We start from the raw sequence: 15388 nt of genomic DNA, 5'->3' as shown, positions 1-15388 counted from the left end.
CCAGAATAAGGGCCGAGAAATGACGTTAACGAAAAAGGCGCTGGTGGTCGCCATCTCAACACTGCTTCCTTTCGCCGTTCAAGCAAATACAGATATTGAACAGCAGGGTAATAGTGAACCAGTTCAAAAACTTAAAACTATTGTGGTTTCTGCTGCATTAAAAGAACAAGACGTAGATAAAGCACCTGCATCCATTAGTGTGATCACGAGTGAAGAGATTGAACGCAGTGCAGCACTGAGCCTTGCTGATGTTTTACAAAAACAGGCTGGGGTTTATAACTATAATAGCGGTCAAGATAAAATCGTTATACGGGGAATGCTAAATACATCAGGCAATTACACACTCATTCTACTTAATGGCAAACGCATGTCATCTAATGGTGCCATGTGGCGTGGTAATGACTTTGACTGGAGTGCAATTCCTTTAAATAGTATTGAACGTGTTGAGGTTATTCGAGGACCAATGTCATCTCTCTATGGAGCAGATGCTATGGGTGGCGTAATCAATATTATTACCAAGAAAGCCGAAGATGGGCAGCTTCATGGTTCGGTCTTTGGACAATATAACCGAGCTGACCGTGGGAATGGTAAAGATCAATTCCGTTATGGATTTAACTTATATGGCGGTCTAACCGACAATGTAAGTTTTACTTTGGCCGGAGATGCTTATAATCGCGATGCATGGTATCGAAATGGCAAACCAGATCCAGATGGCGCTTACTTTGTAGAAAAAGACACCAAAAATGTAAATGGTACTTTAAGTTGGAATATTAGTGACCAACAAACTTTAGACCTAGATTTGGGCTATAACAACGATAAACGCCCACTTACTCAAGATGCTGCGACCTCAATTCAAGAGTCGGAAATGAAGCGTACCAATGTAGGAATTGCTCACCGCGGAAAATGGGGTTGGGGGAAAACAGAAGCTTATATTGGAAAAGAAACAGCCAAAATTTATGACTACGACAGCGAATATGATGCACCACAAAGTCGTAATTATAAGCAAGAAAACTTAATTGGTCGTGCTTTCGCGAACTTTGACTGGGTAATGAATAACACCACAGCTGGTTTTGATTATAAAGATCAAAAAATTACAGACGTTGTGAGTTATATCGGTACAGGGAAAAACCAGCAAAAAAGTTACGGTGTATTTGTTCAAAACGATACCCATATTAATGATGCACTGACCTTAACTCTAGGTGGCCGTTACGACGACTTTGATGACTTTGATGGTAAATCGACCGGTAAGGCCTATTTATCTTATGAACTTGCTGAAGGTGTTGTCTTAAAAGGTGGTGTTGGTCAAGCTTATAAAGTTCCGTCTCCAGCACAGTTAGATATCAATTACTCAATGATTTCATGTGGCGGTAGTTGTCACATTCGAGGTAATCCAGACCTCGAACCAGAAGAAAGTACCAACTACGAAGCATCTTTAATTGTAACCCGTCCAAACTGGAATGCTGGAGTTACAGTTTTCCAAAACGATGTGAAAAATCTCATTGAAGCCATTACCTTAAGTGATGGAGACCCGCGTTTAGTGGGTGATTTTAGAAAAATCTGGACTAATGTAAGCCGTGCAGAACTTAAAGGAGTTGAGCTTACAGGTGGTTACGACTTCACGGATAATCTAGGTGTTAAGGCAAATGCCACTTACCTCGATGCAAAAAATAAAACCACAGGTAAAGACTTAACTGAACGACCAGAATGGCTGGCTAATGGTTCAGTTTCTTGGGCACCAGTTGAAGACTTCCGTGTAAATGCGGGCGTAAGCTACGTTGGTAAACAAATGTACTCTGCAACTAAAGAGTTACCAGCCTATACCACTTATGATGTGACATTTACTTCACCACTTTCGCCACGCTTAACATTGGACTATGGCGTAAAAAACCTGACCGATGTTGATCTGGAAGATAAAAACAAAACCTTTAACACTAAACTTTATGGCCGCAATTACTTTGTAAAAGCGACTTATAGTTTCTAAGTTAAAACTAAGCACAAAGCCTATTCGTAGGGGAATAGGCTTTGTTTTTTATTAAACAAATATCCATAATTTTCAAACCAGTATAGACAAAATAATTTTAAGAACTTCTATACTTTTCAACATTAAGGCTAATTAATCATGACGGCAACTTCAAAATCATTATTAAATGGACTACCCATAAAAAAATCAAGAATACAGGTTTTTGAAATTTTAAATCAAAATCCACAAGGCTTAAGCGCTGTGAGTATTTATGCGCAAATTAAAAATGAACATAAAATTACGCTTGGAACAATTTATCGAATCTTATCTGAATTTGAAAATCGTAAGCTCATCAAAAGGGTTTTCTTAGGAAAAAGTAAAAGTATTTATAAGATCAGAAAAGATAAAATGAGCTGCAATCTAATTTGTCTTAAAACTTCGGAAGCCTCTAGCTTTGAACATGAGAAAGTTAAGGAATTACTTCATGAAGTCATGGACATTATTTTTGCCAATACTGGATCAGACATTAGCAGTATTGAACTTAATCTCTATACAGAATAAAAAGTTTAGATAGAAAAAAGGACAGCCTAAACTGTCCTTTTTTATTTTTTATTAAATTTACTATTTGATGACTTTAATTCGAGTAGTCGCTGGAATAATTAAAGGTGAATTCTTAGCGACATAGCTTTCAAGGGCATCAATATCTTGACCACCACCTACACGGTTTTGGCCTTCTTTTAATACCGTAAAGTTGTCACCACCATCTGCCAAAAAGCTATTTACCGTTACGCGGTATACTTTACTGTCAACCAATGGTGAACCAGCAACCATAATGTTACTTGCTCTTGGTGAAACAGCCGCATTTGCCAAATATTGATAACTTAATTCTTTAGATGGCTGTAAAATTCTAGCTGAATTTGCATTTGCACCAGACCATTGCTGTTCAATTACATCTCTAATTTGTTTGCCAGTTAAGCTCAAAGTCACAATAGAGTTACCAAAAGGTTGCACCGCAAAAACATCGCCAAAGGTGATTTGATTACTGCTATTGATGAGTAGATCGGCACGGACACCACCTGGGTTCATTAAGGTAAAGTCAGAGCCTTGGTTACTTGCCTTTAAGGCAAAGGCTTGTTGAGCATCGGCAATCATAATACCCAACGGGCTTTCACCACTTTCAACTTGATTACGACTGACTACTGCTGTTGTAGTTCCAACCACACGGCTTGAAATGGTGGTCACCGCTTGACGGTACTTATCTAAAATGGCTTCAATGCTTGGGGTTTTACTAAATTTTTGATAGAGATCGGTAAGGCTTACAGTGGTTGTACCAGACGTATAGGCTTCGCTTTGTATAGGAACTTGTTTAGCATCTTTTTTAATCACATCACCAGTTTTACCATCAAGTTCAACCTTGATGTCAGTAATGAGCGTGCCATATTGTCCAGCCGAAGTAAGTAAGAATGGTTTTGCCGGATTTTTGGTTGCATAGTCACAAATATAAGATTGATGCGTGTGACCTGAAACAACAATATCAACTGCTGGATCAAGCTTATCCAAAATTCCTAAAATCGGGCCGCTTAAACCATCACATGTTTTCTCATTAAACTTAGTACTTGGCGCTGCACCTTCATGTACCACCACTACAATTGCTTCAATTCCTTGTTTTTGTAACTCAGGAATCAATGCATTTACCGTATCCGCTTCATCACGAAACTCAACGTCTTTAATGCCAGCAGCAGAAACAATACTTGGCGTTGCTTTAAGAGTTAAACCAATAAATGCAACTGGAATTCCACCATAAGTTTTGACTTTATATGCAGGAAAGATCGTTTTGCTCGCATCATTCTTCATTGCTACGTTAGCAGCAAGGAAGTCAAATTTTGCACCACTAAAGTTTTTACTAATTTGGCAAGGCGCCGTACTTGTGTATTGCTGACATCCACCGTTCTTTAAACGGCGTAATTCATCTGTACCACGGTCAAATTCATGGTTACCCACAGCATTAAAGTCAATTTGAATATCATTCATGACTTCAATGGTCGGTTCATCTAAAAATAAAGAAGAGGTTAGAGGAGATGCGCTAATTAAATCACCTGCCGAAACGACAGCATTATTTGGATTTTCTGCTTTAAGTTTTTTAATTGCGTCTGCAAAGTAGCTTACGCCACCCACAGGAATACGAACAGATTGAGCTGCATCATTTGGATTTGGTGCTTCAACATAACGCTTAGGTGGCTCAAGATTTCCGTGAAAGTCATTAAAAGCTAAAATATTTACAGTCTGATTGCTTCTTTGGACAGGTGATGTTGTATCGTTATCATCGTCATTACATCCAGCTAATAACGTTACTGCCAGAGAAAGTGTAGTTACTTTAAAAAGTGTTGTTAAATTTGTCATTTTTTTATCATTTGATCAATTAAGACGGATAAAAAAATACGCTTTTAGTATGAATATTTGATGAAAAATGAATATAGCTATAGATAGAGTGATCTTCAAAAATTAGTGCTAAAATTATGTATAAACTTCTATAAAGGAAGTCAATAAATAGAATGCTTAGAATAAATACGTTTTTTTATTTTTTTCATAAATAATTCATTAATTTGCAATAAAACATCTACAAAATATCGGGTGAGTAAAATTGGTATTAAATTCCTCTTTTTTATTCACTTTAACTTTTTACCAAGTATAAGAGTCAAGAATGACATCATTGCCAACTTTACCTAGCTCAATCCAGCATAATTTAGAAACTTATATTAATAGAGAACTGTCCTTGTTAGAGTTCCATAAGCGGGTGCTTGCTCAAGCAAAAGATATTGAACATCCCTTACTTGAACGCTTAAATTTTTTAATTATTTTTTCACGTAATTTGGATGAGTTTTTTGAAATTCGTGTGGCAAGTCTAATTCAACAAATTAGCCTAATGAGTCAAGCAACTGGACCAGAAGGACTGCCATTAGTAGAAGTATTAAAACAAATTTCAAAAAATGTGCATGAGGCAGTTGAAGAACAATATAAAATTTTAAATTATACATTGTTGCCACAACTACAAGGCTATGGTGTTAATTTTATTCAACATGCTGACATATTAGAAAAACATAAAGAATGGATTAAAGAATACTTTTTTAAAGAAGTACAACCAGTTGTTACTCCAATTAGTCTTGATCCAGCACATCCATTCCCAAGATTGGTCAATAAAAGTCTCAATTTTATTGTTACCTTGGAAGGTAAAGATGCTTTTGGCCGTCAGATTGATTTAGCTATTGTGCCAGCCCCACGTTCTTTACCAAGACTTGTTAAAATTCCGGAATATATTTCCGGTGGTGCCGAGCATTACATTCTTTTATCGGCCATTATTCATCAACATATTTCAGATTTATTCCCAGGGATGAAAGCAACGGGGTGCTATCAATTTCGCGTAACACGAAATGCTGATTTAACCGTATCTGAAGATGTAGAAGATTTAGCGGAAGCTTTAAAAGGTGAGTTATCTTCACGTCGTTTTGGGCAAGCTGTTCGTCTCGAAGTAGGCAAAAAATGTCCTGCTGACATTGCAAATTATTTATTGGAACAGTTTGATTTAGATTCTGAACATCTTTATTACGTAGATGGTCCCGTAAATTTAGCCCGTTTTATTTCGAATTTTGATTTGCCAGATCTACGCTATAAACCCTATCAACAGGTCTTACCTCGGCTTCTGTATGATAAGAAACCGATTTTTAGTGTATTAAAAGCAGGGGATGTTTTACTCCATCATCCATTTGACTCTTTTGCACCTGTGATTAAGTTTCTTAGAGAAGCTGCACAAGATCCAAATGTATTGGCAATTAAACAAACGCTGTATCGTAGTGGCGCAAATTCTGAAATAGTGCAACTTCTTGCAGAAGCTGCTCGCAACGGAAAAGAAGTTACTGCTGTTATTGAGCTACGCGCACGCTTTGACGAAGAGTCCAATATTGAAGTTGCTAACGTACTACAAGAAGCTGGTGCAGTCGTAGTTTATGGAATTGTAGGTTATAAAACTCACGCCAAAATGATTTTAGTTGTTCGTCGTGAACAAGATAAAATCAAAAGATATGTACACTTAGGTACAGGCAATTACCATGCCGTGAATGCCAAGATTTATACAGATTTTGGTTTACTTACGAGTGATGTTGAAATCTGTGAAGATGTGCATAAAATTTTCCAAGAACTCACAGGTATGGGCAAAATGGCAAAGCTTAAAAAACTTTTCCATGCACCTTTTACCTTACATTCACAATTGCTTGAGTTAATTGACCAAGAAACTAAAAACAGTCTCGCAGGCAAAAAGGCCCACATTATAATTAAAGTGAATGCACTCACTGAGCCTCAGCTAATCAGTGCACTTTATAAGGCATCACAAGCAGGCGTACAAATTGATTTAATTATTCGTTCAATTTGTTGCTTAAGACCACAAGTTGCGGGTTTATCCGAAAATATTCGTGTACGCTCAATTGTTGGTCGTTATTTAGAACATACTCGCGTTTACTATTTTTACAATGATGGTGATACAAAGGTTTACTGTGCTAGTGCTGACTGGATGGGTCGTAACTTGTTCTCTCGTATAGAAACTTGTTTCCCTATTGAAGATAAAAAATTAAAGAAACAAATCATAGAAGATGGTTTAAATAATTATCTAAAAGACAATCGTCAAGCTTGGGAATTACAAGCAGATGGAACATGGGTACAAGACCAACCTAAACGTGGGCAGCACCTTCATATTGCACAACAACATTTAATGAACTTACTTGGGTAAAAAAGAAGACACAATGGTATTTTAAACTGTTGTGTCTTCTTAGAAGTTTATTTGAATATGTGTGAAATAATAAAATTTGGACAAAAAACACAATTATCGAACAATATCTTAGCCAACGCTTGTCTACAAACCCATTTTTTTTATTTAGAATAAATTTTTAATGACCTTATAAGATTTAATCAAGTGATTCATTTCACAAGATTAATATGAACCGGAGATAATTTATGCAATGGACTAAACCAGCTTTTACTGATTTACGTATTGGTTTTGAAGTTACTATGTACTTCGAAGCACGTTAATTCAGTTTCATCCAAATATGTCATAAGCCCTAGTCTTGTTCTAGGGCTTATCTCTTTCTAATAAGATATTAATTTTATGTATATTTATGTTTTAGGTTCAGCTGCCGGAGGCGGGTTCCCGCAGTGGAATTGTAATTGCCCGAATTGTCATGGTGTGCGCACAGGTTCAATCCAAGCCAAAGCCCGTACTCAATCATCAATTGCTATTTCTGAAAATGGAATAGACTGGGTTTTATTAAACGCATCACCTGATATCCGTCAGCAACTTTTCGAATTTAAAGCAGCTCAACCAGCGCGTAAATTGCGTGATACGGGAATAACAAGCGTTATTTTAATGGATAGTCAGTTAGACCATACCACTGGGCTTTTAACCTTACGTGAAGGTTGCCCAATGAATGTGTGGTGTACAGAAATGGTCTACCAAGATTTAACGAGCGGCTTTCCAGTATTTAATATGCTTAAACACTGGAATGGTGGTCTTCAATACAATGAAATTAATCCTAAACAAGCCTTTAAAATTGATGGTTTTGAAAATTTAGAATTTTTGCCTTTAATTATTAAAAGTGCAGCGCCACCATATTCACCGCATCGACATGATCCACATGACGGCGACAATATTGCTTTAATTATCAAAGATCATAAAACACAAAAGCAGTTGTTCTATGCACCGGGTCTTGGAAAAATTGATGACCAAATCATGCAGATTATGCAGAGTTCAGACTGCGTCATGATTGATGGTACGCTTTGGACAGACGATGAAATGCAGCAAACAGGGGTTGGAACTAAAACTGGCCGTGAAATGGGGCATTTATATATTAGTGGAGAAGGTGGTTCTCTGTCTTATTTAAATCAGCTGAGTACACCTAAAAAAGTGCTGATTCATATTAACAATACTAATCCAATTTTAAATGAAAACTCTAGCCAGTTTGCTGAGCTTAAAGCAAATGGCGTAGAGGTTGCCTATGATGGCATGCAGATTGAACTCTAAGGTGAAACATGACTCAAACACCTGAAGCTTTAACAACAGAACAATTCCAACAAGCCATTATTGATAAAGGCCAGTACTATCATATCTATCATCCATTTCACGTGATGATGTATGAAGGGCGAGCAACTCAACAGCAAATTCAGGCTTGGGTGGCAAACCGATATTACTATCAAATTAATATTCCGCTTAAAGATGCAGCCATTATGGCAAATTGCCCCGACCAGCGAGTCCGTCAAGAATGGATTCAACGCATGATCGACCAAGATGGTGAATATCCTGATGGTGGTGGTCGAGAAGCATGGTTGCAGTTAGCTGAATCTGTGGGCTTGAGTCGTGAACAAGTTATTTCTGAAGAACTGGTATTACCAGGTGTGCGCTTTGCCGTAGATGCATATGTGAACTTTGCACGCCGTGCTTCATGGCGTGAAGCAGCAAGTAGCTCTTTAACTGAACTTTTTGCCCCACAAATTCATCAGTCGCGACTTGATTCATGGCCGCAGCACTATTCATGGATTGATGATAAAGGCTATGAGTATTTCCGTTCTCGTTTAAGTCAGGCACGTCGTGACGTTGAACATGGTTTAACGATTACGCTTGATTCATTTACAACTTTTGAGCAACAAGAGCGAATGCTTGAAATATTGCAGTTTAAACTGGATATTTTATGGACCATTTTAGATGCTTTAACACTTGCACATGTTCACAATGAAGCACCATATCACACTGTGACAAGCAAACGGGTTTGGCACAAAGGACTATTTAAATGAATAAAGAGCAGTTTGATTTAAACCTTGTGCCAACATGGCGACAAGGTTACCGTTTTCAGTTCGAGCCGGCTCAAAATGGTTTTGTGATTTTATATCCTGAAGGCATGATCAAGTTAAATGAAAGTGCAGGGGCAATCGGACAATATATTGATGGGCAGCAAAATGTGTCCGTAATTATTGCTCAGTTAAAGCAAAAATTTGGTGATATTGCTGAGATAGATCAAGATGTAGTGGATTACATGCTGGTCGCAAAGCAACAACACTGGATTGATTTAATATGACAGAAGGTGTTGGCCTACCTTTATGGTTATTAGCGGAGCTCACTTATCGTTGTCCGCTACAATGCCCATATTGCTCAAACCCATTGGACTACGCTCAGCATAAAAATGAATTGACGACCCAAGAATGGTTTGACGTTTTTGATCAGGCACGTCAGATGGGTGCTGTTCAACTGGGTTTCTCTGGCGGAGAGCCGTTAGTACGTCAAGATTTAGAACAACTCGTTGCACATGCTCATCAGCAAGGGTTTTATACCAATTTGATTACCTCAGGCATGGGTCTTACCGAACAACGTATTGCTGATTTAAAACAAGCGGGTTTAGACCACATTCAGGTGAGCTTCCAAGCTAGCGACCCTGTGGTAAATGATGCCTTGGCAGGTTCAAAACATGCTTTCGAACAAAAGTATGACATGTGCCGACTGGTTAAGAAATACGATTATCCAATGGTACTTAACTTTGTAATTCATCGACATAACATTGACCAGATTGAGCAAATCATTGAACTTTGCCTTGAGCTAAATGCAGATACAGTCGAGCTAGCAATTTGTCAGTTTTACGGTTGGGCTTTTTTAAACCGCCAAGGTTTATTACCCACACAAGAGCAACTGACACGCGCAGAAAGGATTACCAATGAATATCGAGAAAAATTAAAAGCGCAAAATCATCCTTGCAAATTTATTTTTGTAGTCCCTGATTATTATGAAGAGCGACCGAAAGCCTGTATGAATGGTTGGGGTAAAATCTTCTTTACAGTTGCTCCGGATGGTATGGCGCTGCCTTGCCATGCAGCACGACAATTGCCAATTTCATTTCCAAACGTCTGTGAACATAAATTGTCAGATATCTGGTACAAATCAACTGGATTTAATCATTTCCGTGGTGATGCATGGATGCCAGAAGGGTGCCGTAGTTGCCCAGATAAAGACCGAGACTTTGGTGGATGTCGTTGTCAGGCCTATATGCTGACTGGAGATGCGGCTAATGCCGATCCTGTATGTGGGAAATCGCCGTATCATCAAATGATTGAACAAGCGCGTACAGAAAGTCAGTTGGCTGCACCACTGCAAAATTTAGTATTCCGTAATAGTAGAAACTCTAAATCTTTAAGCGCCACACAAAATATTCCAGTCCACACGATTACAGACATATAGCAAGTAATAGGAATGCCCATGAAGCCTAGCCATATTCCAGTTTTTGATGGGCATAATGATGCTTTAACACGGTTATGGCTAAGTGATCATCCAGATCCAGTAAATGCTTTTATTCATGAACGTTTAGCAGGTCATCTCGATCTAAAACGCTGTCAAGAAGCTGGTTTTATTGGAGGAATGTTTGCGATTTTTTTGCCTCCATATGGCTATGTTCAACAGAACCATCCCAATAAGCTATTTGATCAAAATGCTTCTGATTTTACACAACAGCAAATTGAACAAATTTGCTTGGAACAACTCGATTTAGCTCATCAACTCGCTCAGCATTCTAAAAATATTAAAATTTGCACATCGGTTCAAAATATTCAGGATTGCCGAGCAGAGCAAAAACTAGCAATTATGTTGCATATGGAAGGTGCTGAAGCTTTACAGCACAACCCTGATTTACTCGATGTATTTTATGAAAGAGGTCTGCGTAGTATTGGTCCACTCTGGAATAGACCGAGCCGCTTTGGACATGGTTTAAATGCTAAGTTTCCTCATTCACCCGACACTGGAGCAGGTCTTACGAGCGATGGCAAAGACTTTATAAAACGCTGTGCCGATAAAAAGATGGTGATTGATGTTTCTCATATGAATGAACAAGCTTTTTGGAATACGGTAGATATATTGCAGCAGCCAATCGTAGCAACGCACTCTAATGCGCATGTTTTATGTCCTCAAGCACGTAACTTAACTGACCTACAGCTCAAAGCAATCCGAGAAAGTAAAGGCGTGGTGGGGGTAAATTTCGATGTTGCTTTTTTACGATCGGATGGACAACGCAATGCTGATACATCCATCGATGTAATTTTAGAACATTTAGAATATTTAATGGATCATTTGGGCGAAGAACATGTAGGTTTTGGTTCAGACTTTGATGGTGCACTCATTGCTACTGAGCTTGAAGATGTAACGGGGCTACATCACTTAATTGAGCTTATGCAACAGCGTGGTTATTCTAAAACACTGATTGAAAATATATGTCTTAATAATTGGGTGAGGGTACTTGATAGAATTTTGGCTGAATAATGAATGACTAAAAAGAGTTAATCTACAGAATCATAACAGTTTTTTTACTGGCCGAAATGACTAAAAAAAACACAAATAGTTTAATTGTCAACCATTCGGTATATTCACTACACTCAACCTTACTGAATGTAAGAACATTTGGTATTTCAGGTCTTTTGTGGTTTTCACATTACCCATTTCTTCATGAGAAGTAGAAATGGGTTTTTTCTTATCTCAAACAAATAAACGTGACAGTCATCACAATAATCACTAATTATTGGTATACCCCCTCAACTGTATCTTGACTAAAAGTTCAGCATTAAATACATTTGTAGTGTATTCAAAGATAATAAGATTGCTTAAAGCAATTCATAATACTGCTTAATCCTGAAATACAGTAAAAAGCCTATTCAAAATATAGAATAGGCTTTTTGCTTTGTATCAAAATTTATTTTTTAACTATTACACTATTCAATTAACATAAAAATTAAATACCTTACAAAAGCGGAGCAAATGAAAGCCGTTAAATAACAAATTATGTGCTATTAATTAAAGCTGATTTTTCAAAAGTTACTCCGTCAATCGAAGAGGTGCAAAATGTTAAAGTCAATTTTAGTGATCGGAACAGGTATTGCGATTGGGATGTGTGTCTACAAGAAGAAGCAAAAGAACAGTAAGAGTTTTAACACAGATCACGATAGCGACCCAGTGACTAGTAAAGACAGGGTCCAAAATCAAGATGACGGCTCAATTGATAACGCTGTACAAGTTTAAAATTAAATAAAAAGGGGTTCAAATAATGAACCCTTTAATTTTATTAAAACTCATAATTATTTTAAATAGATTAATTTAAAGATAATAATTAAATTAATAATTACTCAACTATTCATTTAATTATTACAAAAGTATGATTAAAACAAAAAAAACACTTTCATTATTAAAATTTACATATTGTATCAATGGAGTCTTTATTATTAGCGATGCGGATAATAAAAAAGGAGACTAGAATGTCAAAGCGCCATATTTTAAAAGAAGTAAATGCCAAAAGTATGTGTGGTATGGAAATTGTAGTTGAACAAATTTATGAAAATATTTATGAAAAAAACTTTGTCCAAGCTGAACAAGAACAAAGCTGGTTACCACTTTCTAAAATTGTGATTTCGGATAAAGTCATTAATTTAGATCAAGATAATACCTTTGCTCACCCAAGAACAGGCAAGGTCTTTAAAGTCCTTAACTTTTAATAAGTTTGAGGTGATTCCTACAAAGGTGTCACTGCAATGTCTTTTTCTGATCGTTGATTTTCTTCCATTTACGCTTGAATTAAGAGAAATTTCATTTCATGACTCGTGATTAACTAAAAAATAGGTTAATTTATTTATAAAGTTTTTAAGTAAACACTGATTTTTTATGATAATTGAGATAGAAACACATCCACTAGAACCCTTTTTACCTGAAAATGCGCGTTTACTCATGTTAGGTAGCTTTCCACCACCGCGTAATAAATGGAAGATGGATTTTTACTATCCAAATTTCCAAAATGACATGTGGCGAATTTTTGGTTTAATCTTTTTCCAAGACAAAACTTACTTTTTAAGTGAAAACCAAAAAAACTTTAATGAAAAACGTATTCGAAATTTCTTGATTGAAACAGGCATTGCGATCTTTGATACGGCTTACCAAGTTAAGCGGTTGAAGGGAAATGCCGCAGATAAATTTCTTGAAATCGTAACGCCAACAGATCTTACTGTTTTACTTCAGCAGATTCCTCTATGTCAGACCATTATGACCACAGGCGATAAGGCGACTGACACTTTAATTTCAGTTTTACCAGAGAACACTGAAAAACCACTTATAGGAACATCTACTTCGACTTACTTTGCAGATCGAGATATTAATTTATATCGCTTACCATCTTCTTCTCGAGCTTATCCATTGGCACTAGAGAAAAAAGCTGAGGCTTATCAAAAATTCTTTAAACAGATTGGGATTTTATAAGTAAAACTGAATGATCTTTACATCATCCATTCAACTGGCAAATATGAAACGGCTTTAATCATTGTACGTTGGAAAAGGCTCGTATCTGGGTCTTTTTCATATTCAACAACTTGTCCATTCGACTGATAATCTAACCAAATAATTTTACCTTCACTGTTTAACTTAAGCTGATAGGCAACTTGGGGTAAATGCTGATCGAGCATCACTGAAATTTGAGCCTGTAATTGACTCGATTCAATAACAAGACCAACCTCAGTATTTAAGTAAGTCGAACGTGGATCAAAGTTAAATGAACCAATAAATACTTTCCCATCTACATCAAAAAATTTGGCATGTAAGCTTGATTTATTTTTACCTTTGGCAGGGATTACGCTTCCTGTTACCACTTCATACCATGTTCTACGTCTGCGCTCTAAAAATGGCTTAAACTCAAATAGTTCTACACCACTTTTCAGCATTTCGACTCGATATTGACTATAAAAAGCATGCACAATTGCCACATCATTTGCAGCAAAAGAATTAGTTAAAACCCTAACTTTAACGCCTTGAACTTTTAACTGTTTTAAATAGTAAGTGCCTTGCTGGGTAGGAACAAAATAAGCTGAAGCCAATTCGATGTGCTGCTTTGGTTCACCCATAATGGCCATGACTTGCCCATAAAGCATCTCTTCTTTAGATGCTATTCCTAAGATTTTTTTGGGTGAATCTGCAACAAAATACGCTTTTGACCATTGAATTGGATAGTGCTCTAGAAGTTCTTTTAAATAAGTTTGAGCATCGTAAAGTTTATCTTCAGTTTGACTATGATTTTCACTTTCATGAAGCAAATCATGATAATGCTGTCGTAATGATTGCAAGTGGTGAACAGCGCAAGTTCCGACTAGCTTGGTCGCGTCTTGGCTTAGCTCACTTTGCCAGAAATCATTAAAAACTGCTTGAGCATGTTGTACTGTATGCCCATAAAATAAGATATCGAGATCTGTAAACTGAAACTTACTACTTGCATCAAAGTACTCACTACTGATATTACGACCGCCCGTTACTGCAATCATCCCATCTGCAATGATTAATTTATTATGCATGCGATGGTTTACTTTCTTGAACCGGAAAATATAGTCTAAGATTCTTATATATCTGAATTTGTATGGATTAAATAAACGAATTTCAAAATTAGGGTGGTGTAGAAGGCTTCTTAGAACACCATCAAGTTTTACTCCATTTTGATCGTCAATGAGTAACCGAACTTTTACCCCACGATCTGCCGCCGTTAACAACTCGTGCAGCATTAGGTTTCCAACAAAATCATTTGTCCAAATATAATATTGTAAATCAATTTTTTCTTTTGCATTTCTAATCAGATACATACGAGAAGCAATACTGATAAAGGCATCATCCAATGCCACAAAAGCAGTTAATCCTTGTTTTGTTTTTTCAGTAGCTTGCTCATCATTCAACCAATTAAAGCTATTTGTCACTATATCATTCTCATCAGGGTCGTATGTATCGTTATACGAAGGTGTATTTGTAAAGCCCCAAGCATTTAATGCCATATTACTGTATTGCTGATAGAGTTGATTAATCATGTAAGCTTTTAAAGTCGCATCCAAGATAAGCACATCACAGCATTTTTATATTCAATTTATATGTCAAAATTCATATTAAACGGTATAAATGCATTCTGCCAAGCCTCAGCTCTAGCAATTCCTTATTTTTATAGACTTTAGTCAACAAAAGACTATCTATTTAAAAATTTAACCAACAGATGGTTGTGCTTGCAGCTTTCACAAAAACACACTAATTACAATTGGCAGAACAACAATTATATTAGGCAACATGATATCTATCATACTTCCTTAAAGGGCTGAATGAGTAGTCTGACCATAAAAGGGAGAAAATAAAATGCCTATATCGCTGTAAATTCAGCAACCGCCTTCTGGGGCGGCTTTTTAAGGGCGATTTTAAAGTTTTTAATATTTTTAAAATATCAAAATTCTTAAATATAAATTTCAGCTATCATTATAATACCTACCAATTTAATCATAATATAATTCGAACCAGATAATATTAAAAAAGTAACTGATTAACCAAACACACAACTTATCAATTAAAATTTAAAA

Annotated in this window: 14 protein-coding genes; 12 read left to right on the top strand and 2 right to left on the bottom strand. The window is 36.7% G+C overall.

The window, feature by feature from the left end:
• Positions 1–19: 19 nt before the first annotated feature.
• Positions 20–1981 (top strand): TonB-dependent receptor, encoded by a 1962-nt coding sequence (locus tag MMY79_RS09850; protein ID WP_252608073.1) that lies wholly within the window; start codon positions 20–22, stop codon positions 1979–1981.
• 138 nt (positions 1982–2119) lie between these two features.
• Positions 2120–2521, top strand: coding sequence for a transcriptional repressor (locus MMY79_RS09845; protein ID WP_016138138.1), 402 nt, complete (start codon positions 2120–2122; stop codon positions 2519–2521).
• Positions 2522–2581: 60 nt separating this feature from the next.
• Here the strand turns inward: MMY79_RS09845 and MMY79_RS09840 are convergent, their stop codons facing one another.
• Entirely contained in the window at positions 2582–4360 is a 1779-nt protein-coding gene (locus tag MMY79_RS09840; RefSeq protein WP_252608071.1) for a bifunctional metallophosphatase/5'-nucleotidase, read from the bottom strand.
• Between the two features lie 301 nt (positions 4361–4661).
• On the opposite strand from MMY79_RS09840, the gene ppk1 reads away from it, so the two are divergent.
• The 10 genes from ppk1 (at position 4662) to MMY79_RS09790 (ending at position 13271) form a co-directional block, all read left to right on the top strand.
• Positions 4662–6737: a polyphosphate kinase 1 gene (gene ppk1 / locus MMY79_RS09835; RefSeq protein WP_252608069.1), complete on the top strand. Its 2076-nt coding sequence runs from the start codon at positions 4662–4664 to the stop codon at positions 6735–6737.
• Between the two features lie 224 nt (positions 6738–6961).
• Entirely contained in the window at positions 6962–7036 is a 75-nt protein-coding gene (gene pqqA / locus MMY79_RS09830; RefSeq protein WP_001982218.1) for a pyrroloquinoline quinone precursor peptide PqqA, read from the top strand.
• A gap of 76 nt (positions 7037–7112) precedes the next feature.
• Positions 7113–8024, top strand: a complete 912-nt coding sequence (pqqB, locus tag MMY79_RS09825) for a pyrroloquinoline quinone biosynthesis protein PqqB (RefSeq protein WP_252608067.1) — start codon at positions 7113–7115, stop codon at positions 8022–8024.
• Between the two features lie 8 nt (positions 8025–8032).
• Positions 8033–8791, top strand: a complete 759-nt coding sequence (pqqC, locus tag MMY79_RS09820; protein ID WP_252608065.1) for a pyrroloquinoline-quinone synthase PqqC — start codon at positions 8033–8035, stop codon at positions 8789–8791.
• Positions 8788–9072, top strand: coding sequence for a pyrroloquinoline quinone biosynthesis peptide chaperone PqqD (gene pqqD, locus MMY79_RS09815; RefSeq protein WP_252608063.1), 285 nt, complete (start codon positions 8788–8790; stop codon positions 9070–9072). The genes pqqC and pqqD overlap by 4 nt, the downstream gene beginning before the upstream one ends.
• On the top strand, positions 9069–10223 hold the full coding sequence (gene pqqE, locus MMY79_RS09810) for a pyrroloquinoline quinone biosynthesis protein PqqE (RefSeq protein ID WP_252608061.1): 1155 nt from the start codon (positions 9069–9071) through the stop codon (positions 10221–10223). The genes pqqD and pqqE overlap by 4 nt, the downstream gene beginning before the upstream one ends.
• Positions 10224–10241: 18 nt before the next feature.
• A complete protein-coding gene (locus MMY79_RS09805) occupies positions 10242–11294 on the top strand; it encodes a dipeptidase (RefSeq protein ID WP_252608059.1) in 1053 nt (350 codons plus the stop codon).
• Between the two features lie 576 nt (positions 11295–11870).
• Positions 11871–12047 carry a hypothetical protein gene (locus tag MMY79_RS09800; RefSeq protein WP_013197928.1) on the top strand — a complete coding sequence of 59 codons (177 nt, stop codon included), beginning with the start codon at positions 11871–11873 and terminating at the stop codon, positions 12045–12047.
• 233 nt (positions 12048–12280) lie between these two features.
• On the top strand, positions 12281–12517 hold the full coding sequence (locus MMY79_RS09795) for a hypothetical protein (RefSeq protein ID WP_252608057.1): 237 nt from the start codon (positions 12281–12283) through the stop codon (positions 12515–12517).
• Positions 12518–12683: 166 nt separating this feature from the next.
• On the top strand, positions 12684–13271 hold the full coding sequence (locus MMY79_RS09790; RefSeq protein WP_252608055.1) for a uracil-DNA glycosylase family protein: 588 nt from the start codon (positions 12684–12686) through the stop codon (positions 13269–13271).
• 17 nt (positions 13272–13288) lie between these two features.
• Here the strand turns inward: MMY79_RS09790 and MMY79_RS09785 are convergent, their stop codons facing one another.
• A complete protein-coding gene (locus tag MMY79_RS09785) occupies positions 13289–14878 on the bottom strand; it encodes a phospholipase D family protein (RefSeq protein ID WP_252608053.1) in 1590 nt (529 codons plus the stop codon).
• Positions 14879–15388: the final 510 nt, after the last annotated feature.

This window comes from Acinetobacter sp. XS-4, from assembly GCF_023920705.1.
Taxonomy (GTDB): Bacteria; Pseudomonadota; Gammaproteobacteria; order Pseudomonadales; family Moraxellaceae; genus Acinetobacter.
This window is presented reverse-complemented; position numbering and strand designations above follow the sequence as displayed.

What these genes read in the sequence shown, in the direction of transcription:
- MMY79_RS09795 (WP_252608057.1), top strand. Translation starts at nt 12,281, where the DNA reads ATGTCAAAGCGCCATATTTTAAAAGAAGTAAATGCCAAAAGTATGTGT.
- MMY79_RS09850 (WP_252608073.1), top strand. Translation starts at nt 20, where the DNA reads ATGACGTTAACGAAAAAGGCGCTGGTGGTCGCCATCTCAACACTGCTT.
- pqqE (WP_252608061.1), top strand. Translation starts at nt 9,069, where the DNA reads ATGACAGAAGGTGTTGGCCTACCTTTATGGTTATTAGCGGAGCTCACT.
- MMY79_RS09805 (WP_252608059.1), top strand. Translation starts at nt 10,242, where the DNA reads ATGAAGCCTAGCCATATTCCAGTTTTTGATGGGCATAATGATGCTTTA.
- pqqD (WP_252608063.1), top strand. Translation starts at nt 8,788, where the DNA reads ATGAATAAAGAGCAGTTTGATTTAAACCTTGTGCCAACATGGCGACAA.
- ppk1 (WP_252608069.1), top strand. Translation starts at nt 4,662, where the DNA reads ATGACATCATTGCCAACTTTACCTAGCTCAATCCAGCATAATTTAGAA.
- pqqB (WP_252608067.1), top strand. Translation starts at nt 7,113, where the DNA reads ATGTATATTTATGTTTTAGGTTCAGCTGCCGGAGGCGGGTTCCCGCAG.
- MMY79_RS09790 (WP_252608055.1), top strand. Translation starts at nt 12,684, where the DNA reads ATGATAATTGAGATAGAAACACATCCACTAGAACCCTTTTTACCTGAA.
- pqqC (WP_252608065.1), top strand. Translation starts at nt 8,033, where the DNA reads ATGACTCAAACACCTGAAGCTTTAACAACAGAACAATTCCAACAAGCC.
- MMY79_RS09840 (WP_252608071.1), bottom strand. Translation starts at nt 4,360, where the DNA reads ATGACAAATTTAACAACACTTTTTAAAGTAACTACACTTTCTCTGGCA.
- MMY79_RS09800 (WP_013197928.1), top strand. Translation starts at nt 11,871, where the DNA reads ATGTTAAAGTCAATTTTAGTGATCGGAACAGGTATTGCGATTGGGATG.
- MMY79_RS09845 (WP_016138138.1), top strand. Translation starts at nt 2,120, where the DNA reads ATGACGGCAACTTCAAAATCATTATTAAATGGACTACCCATAAAAAAA.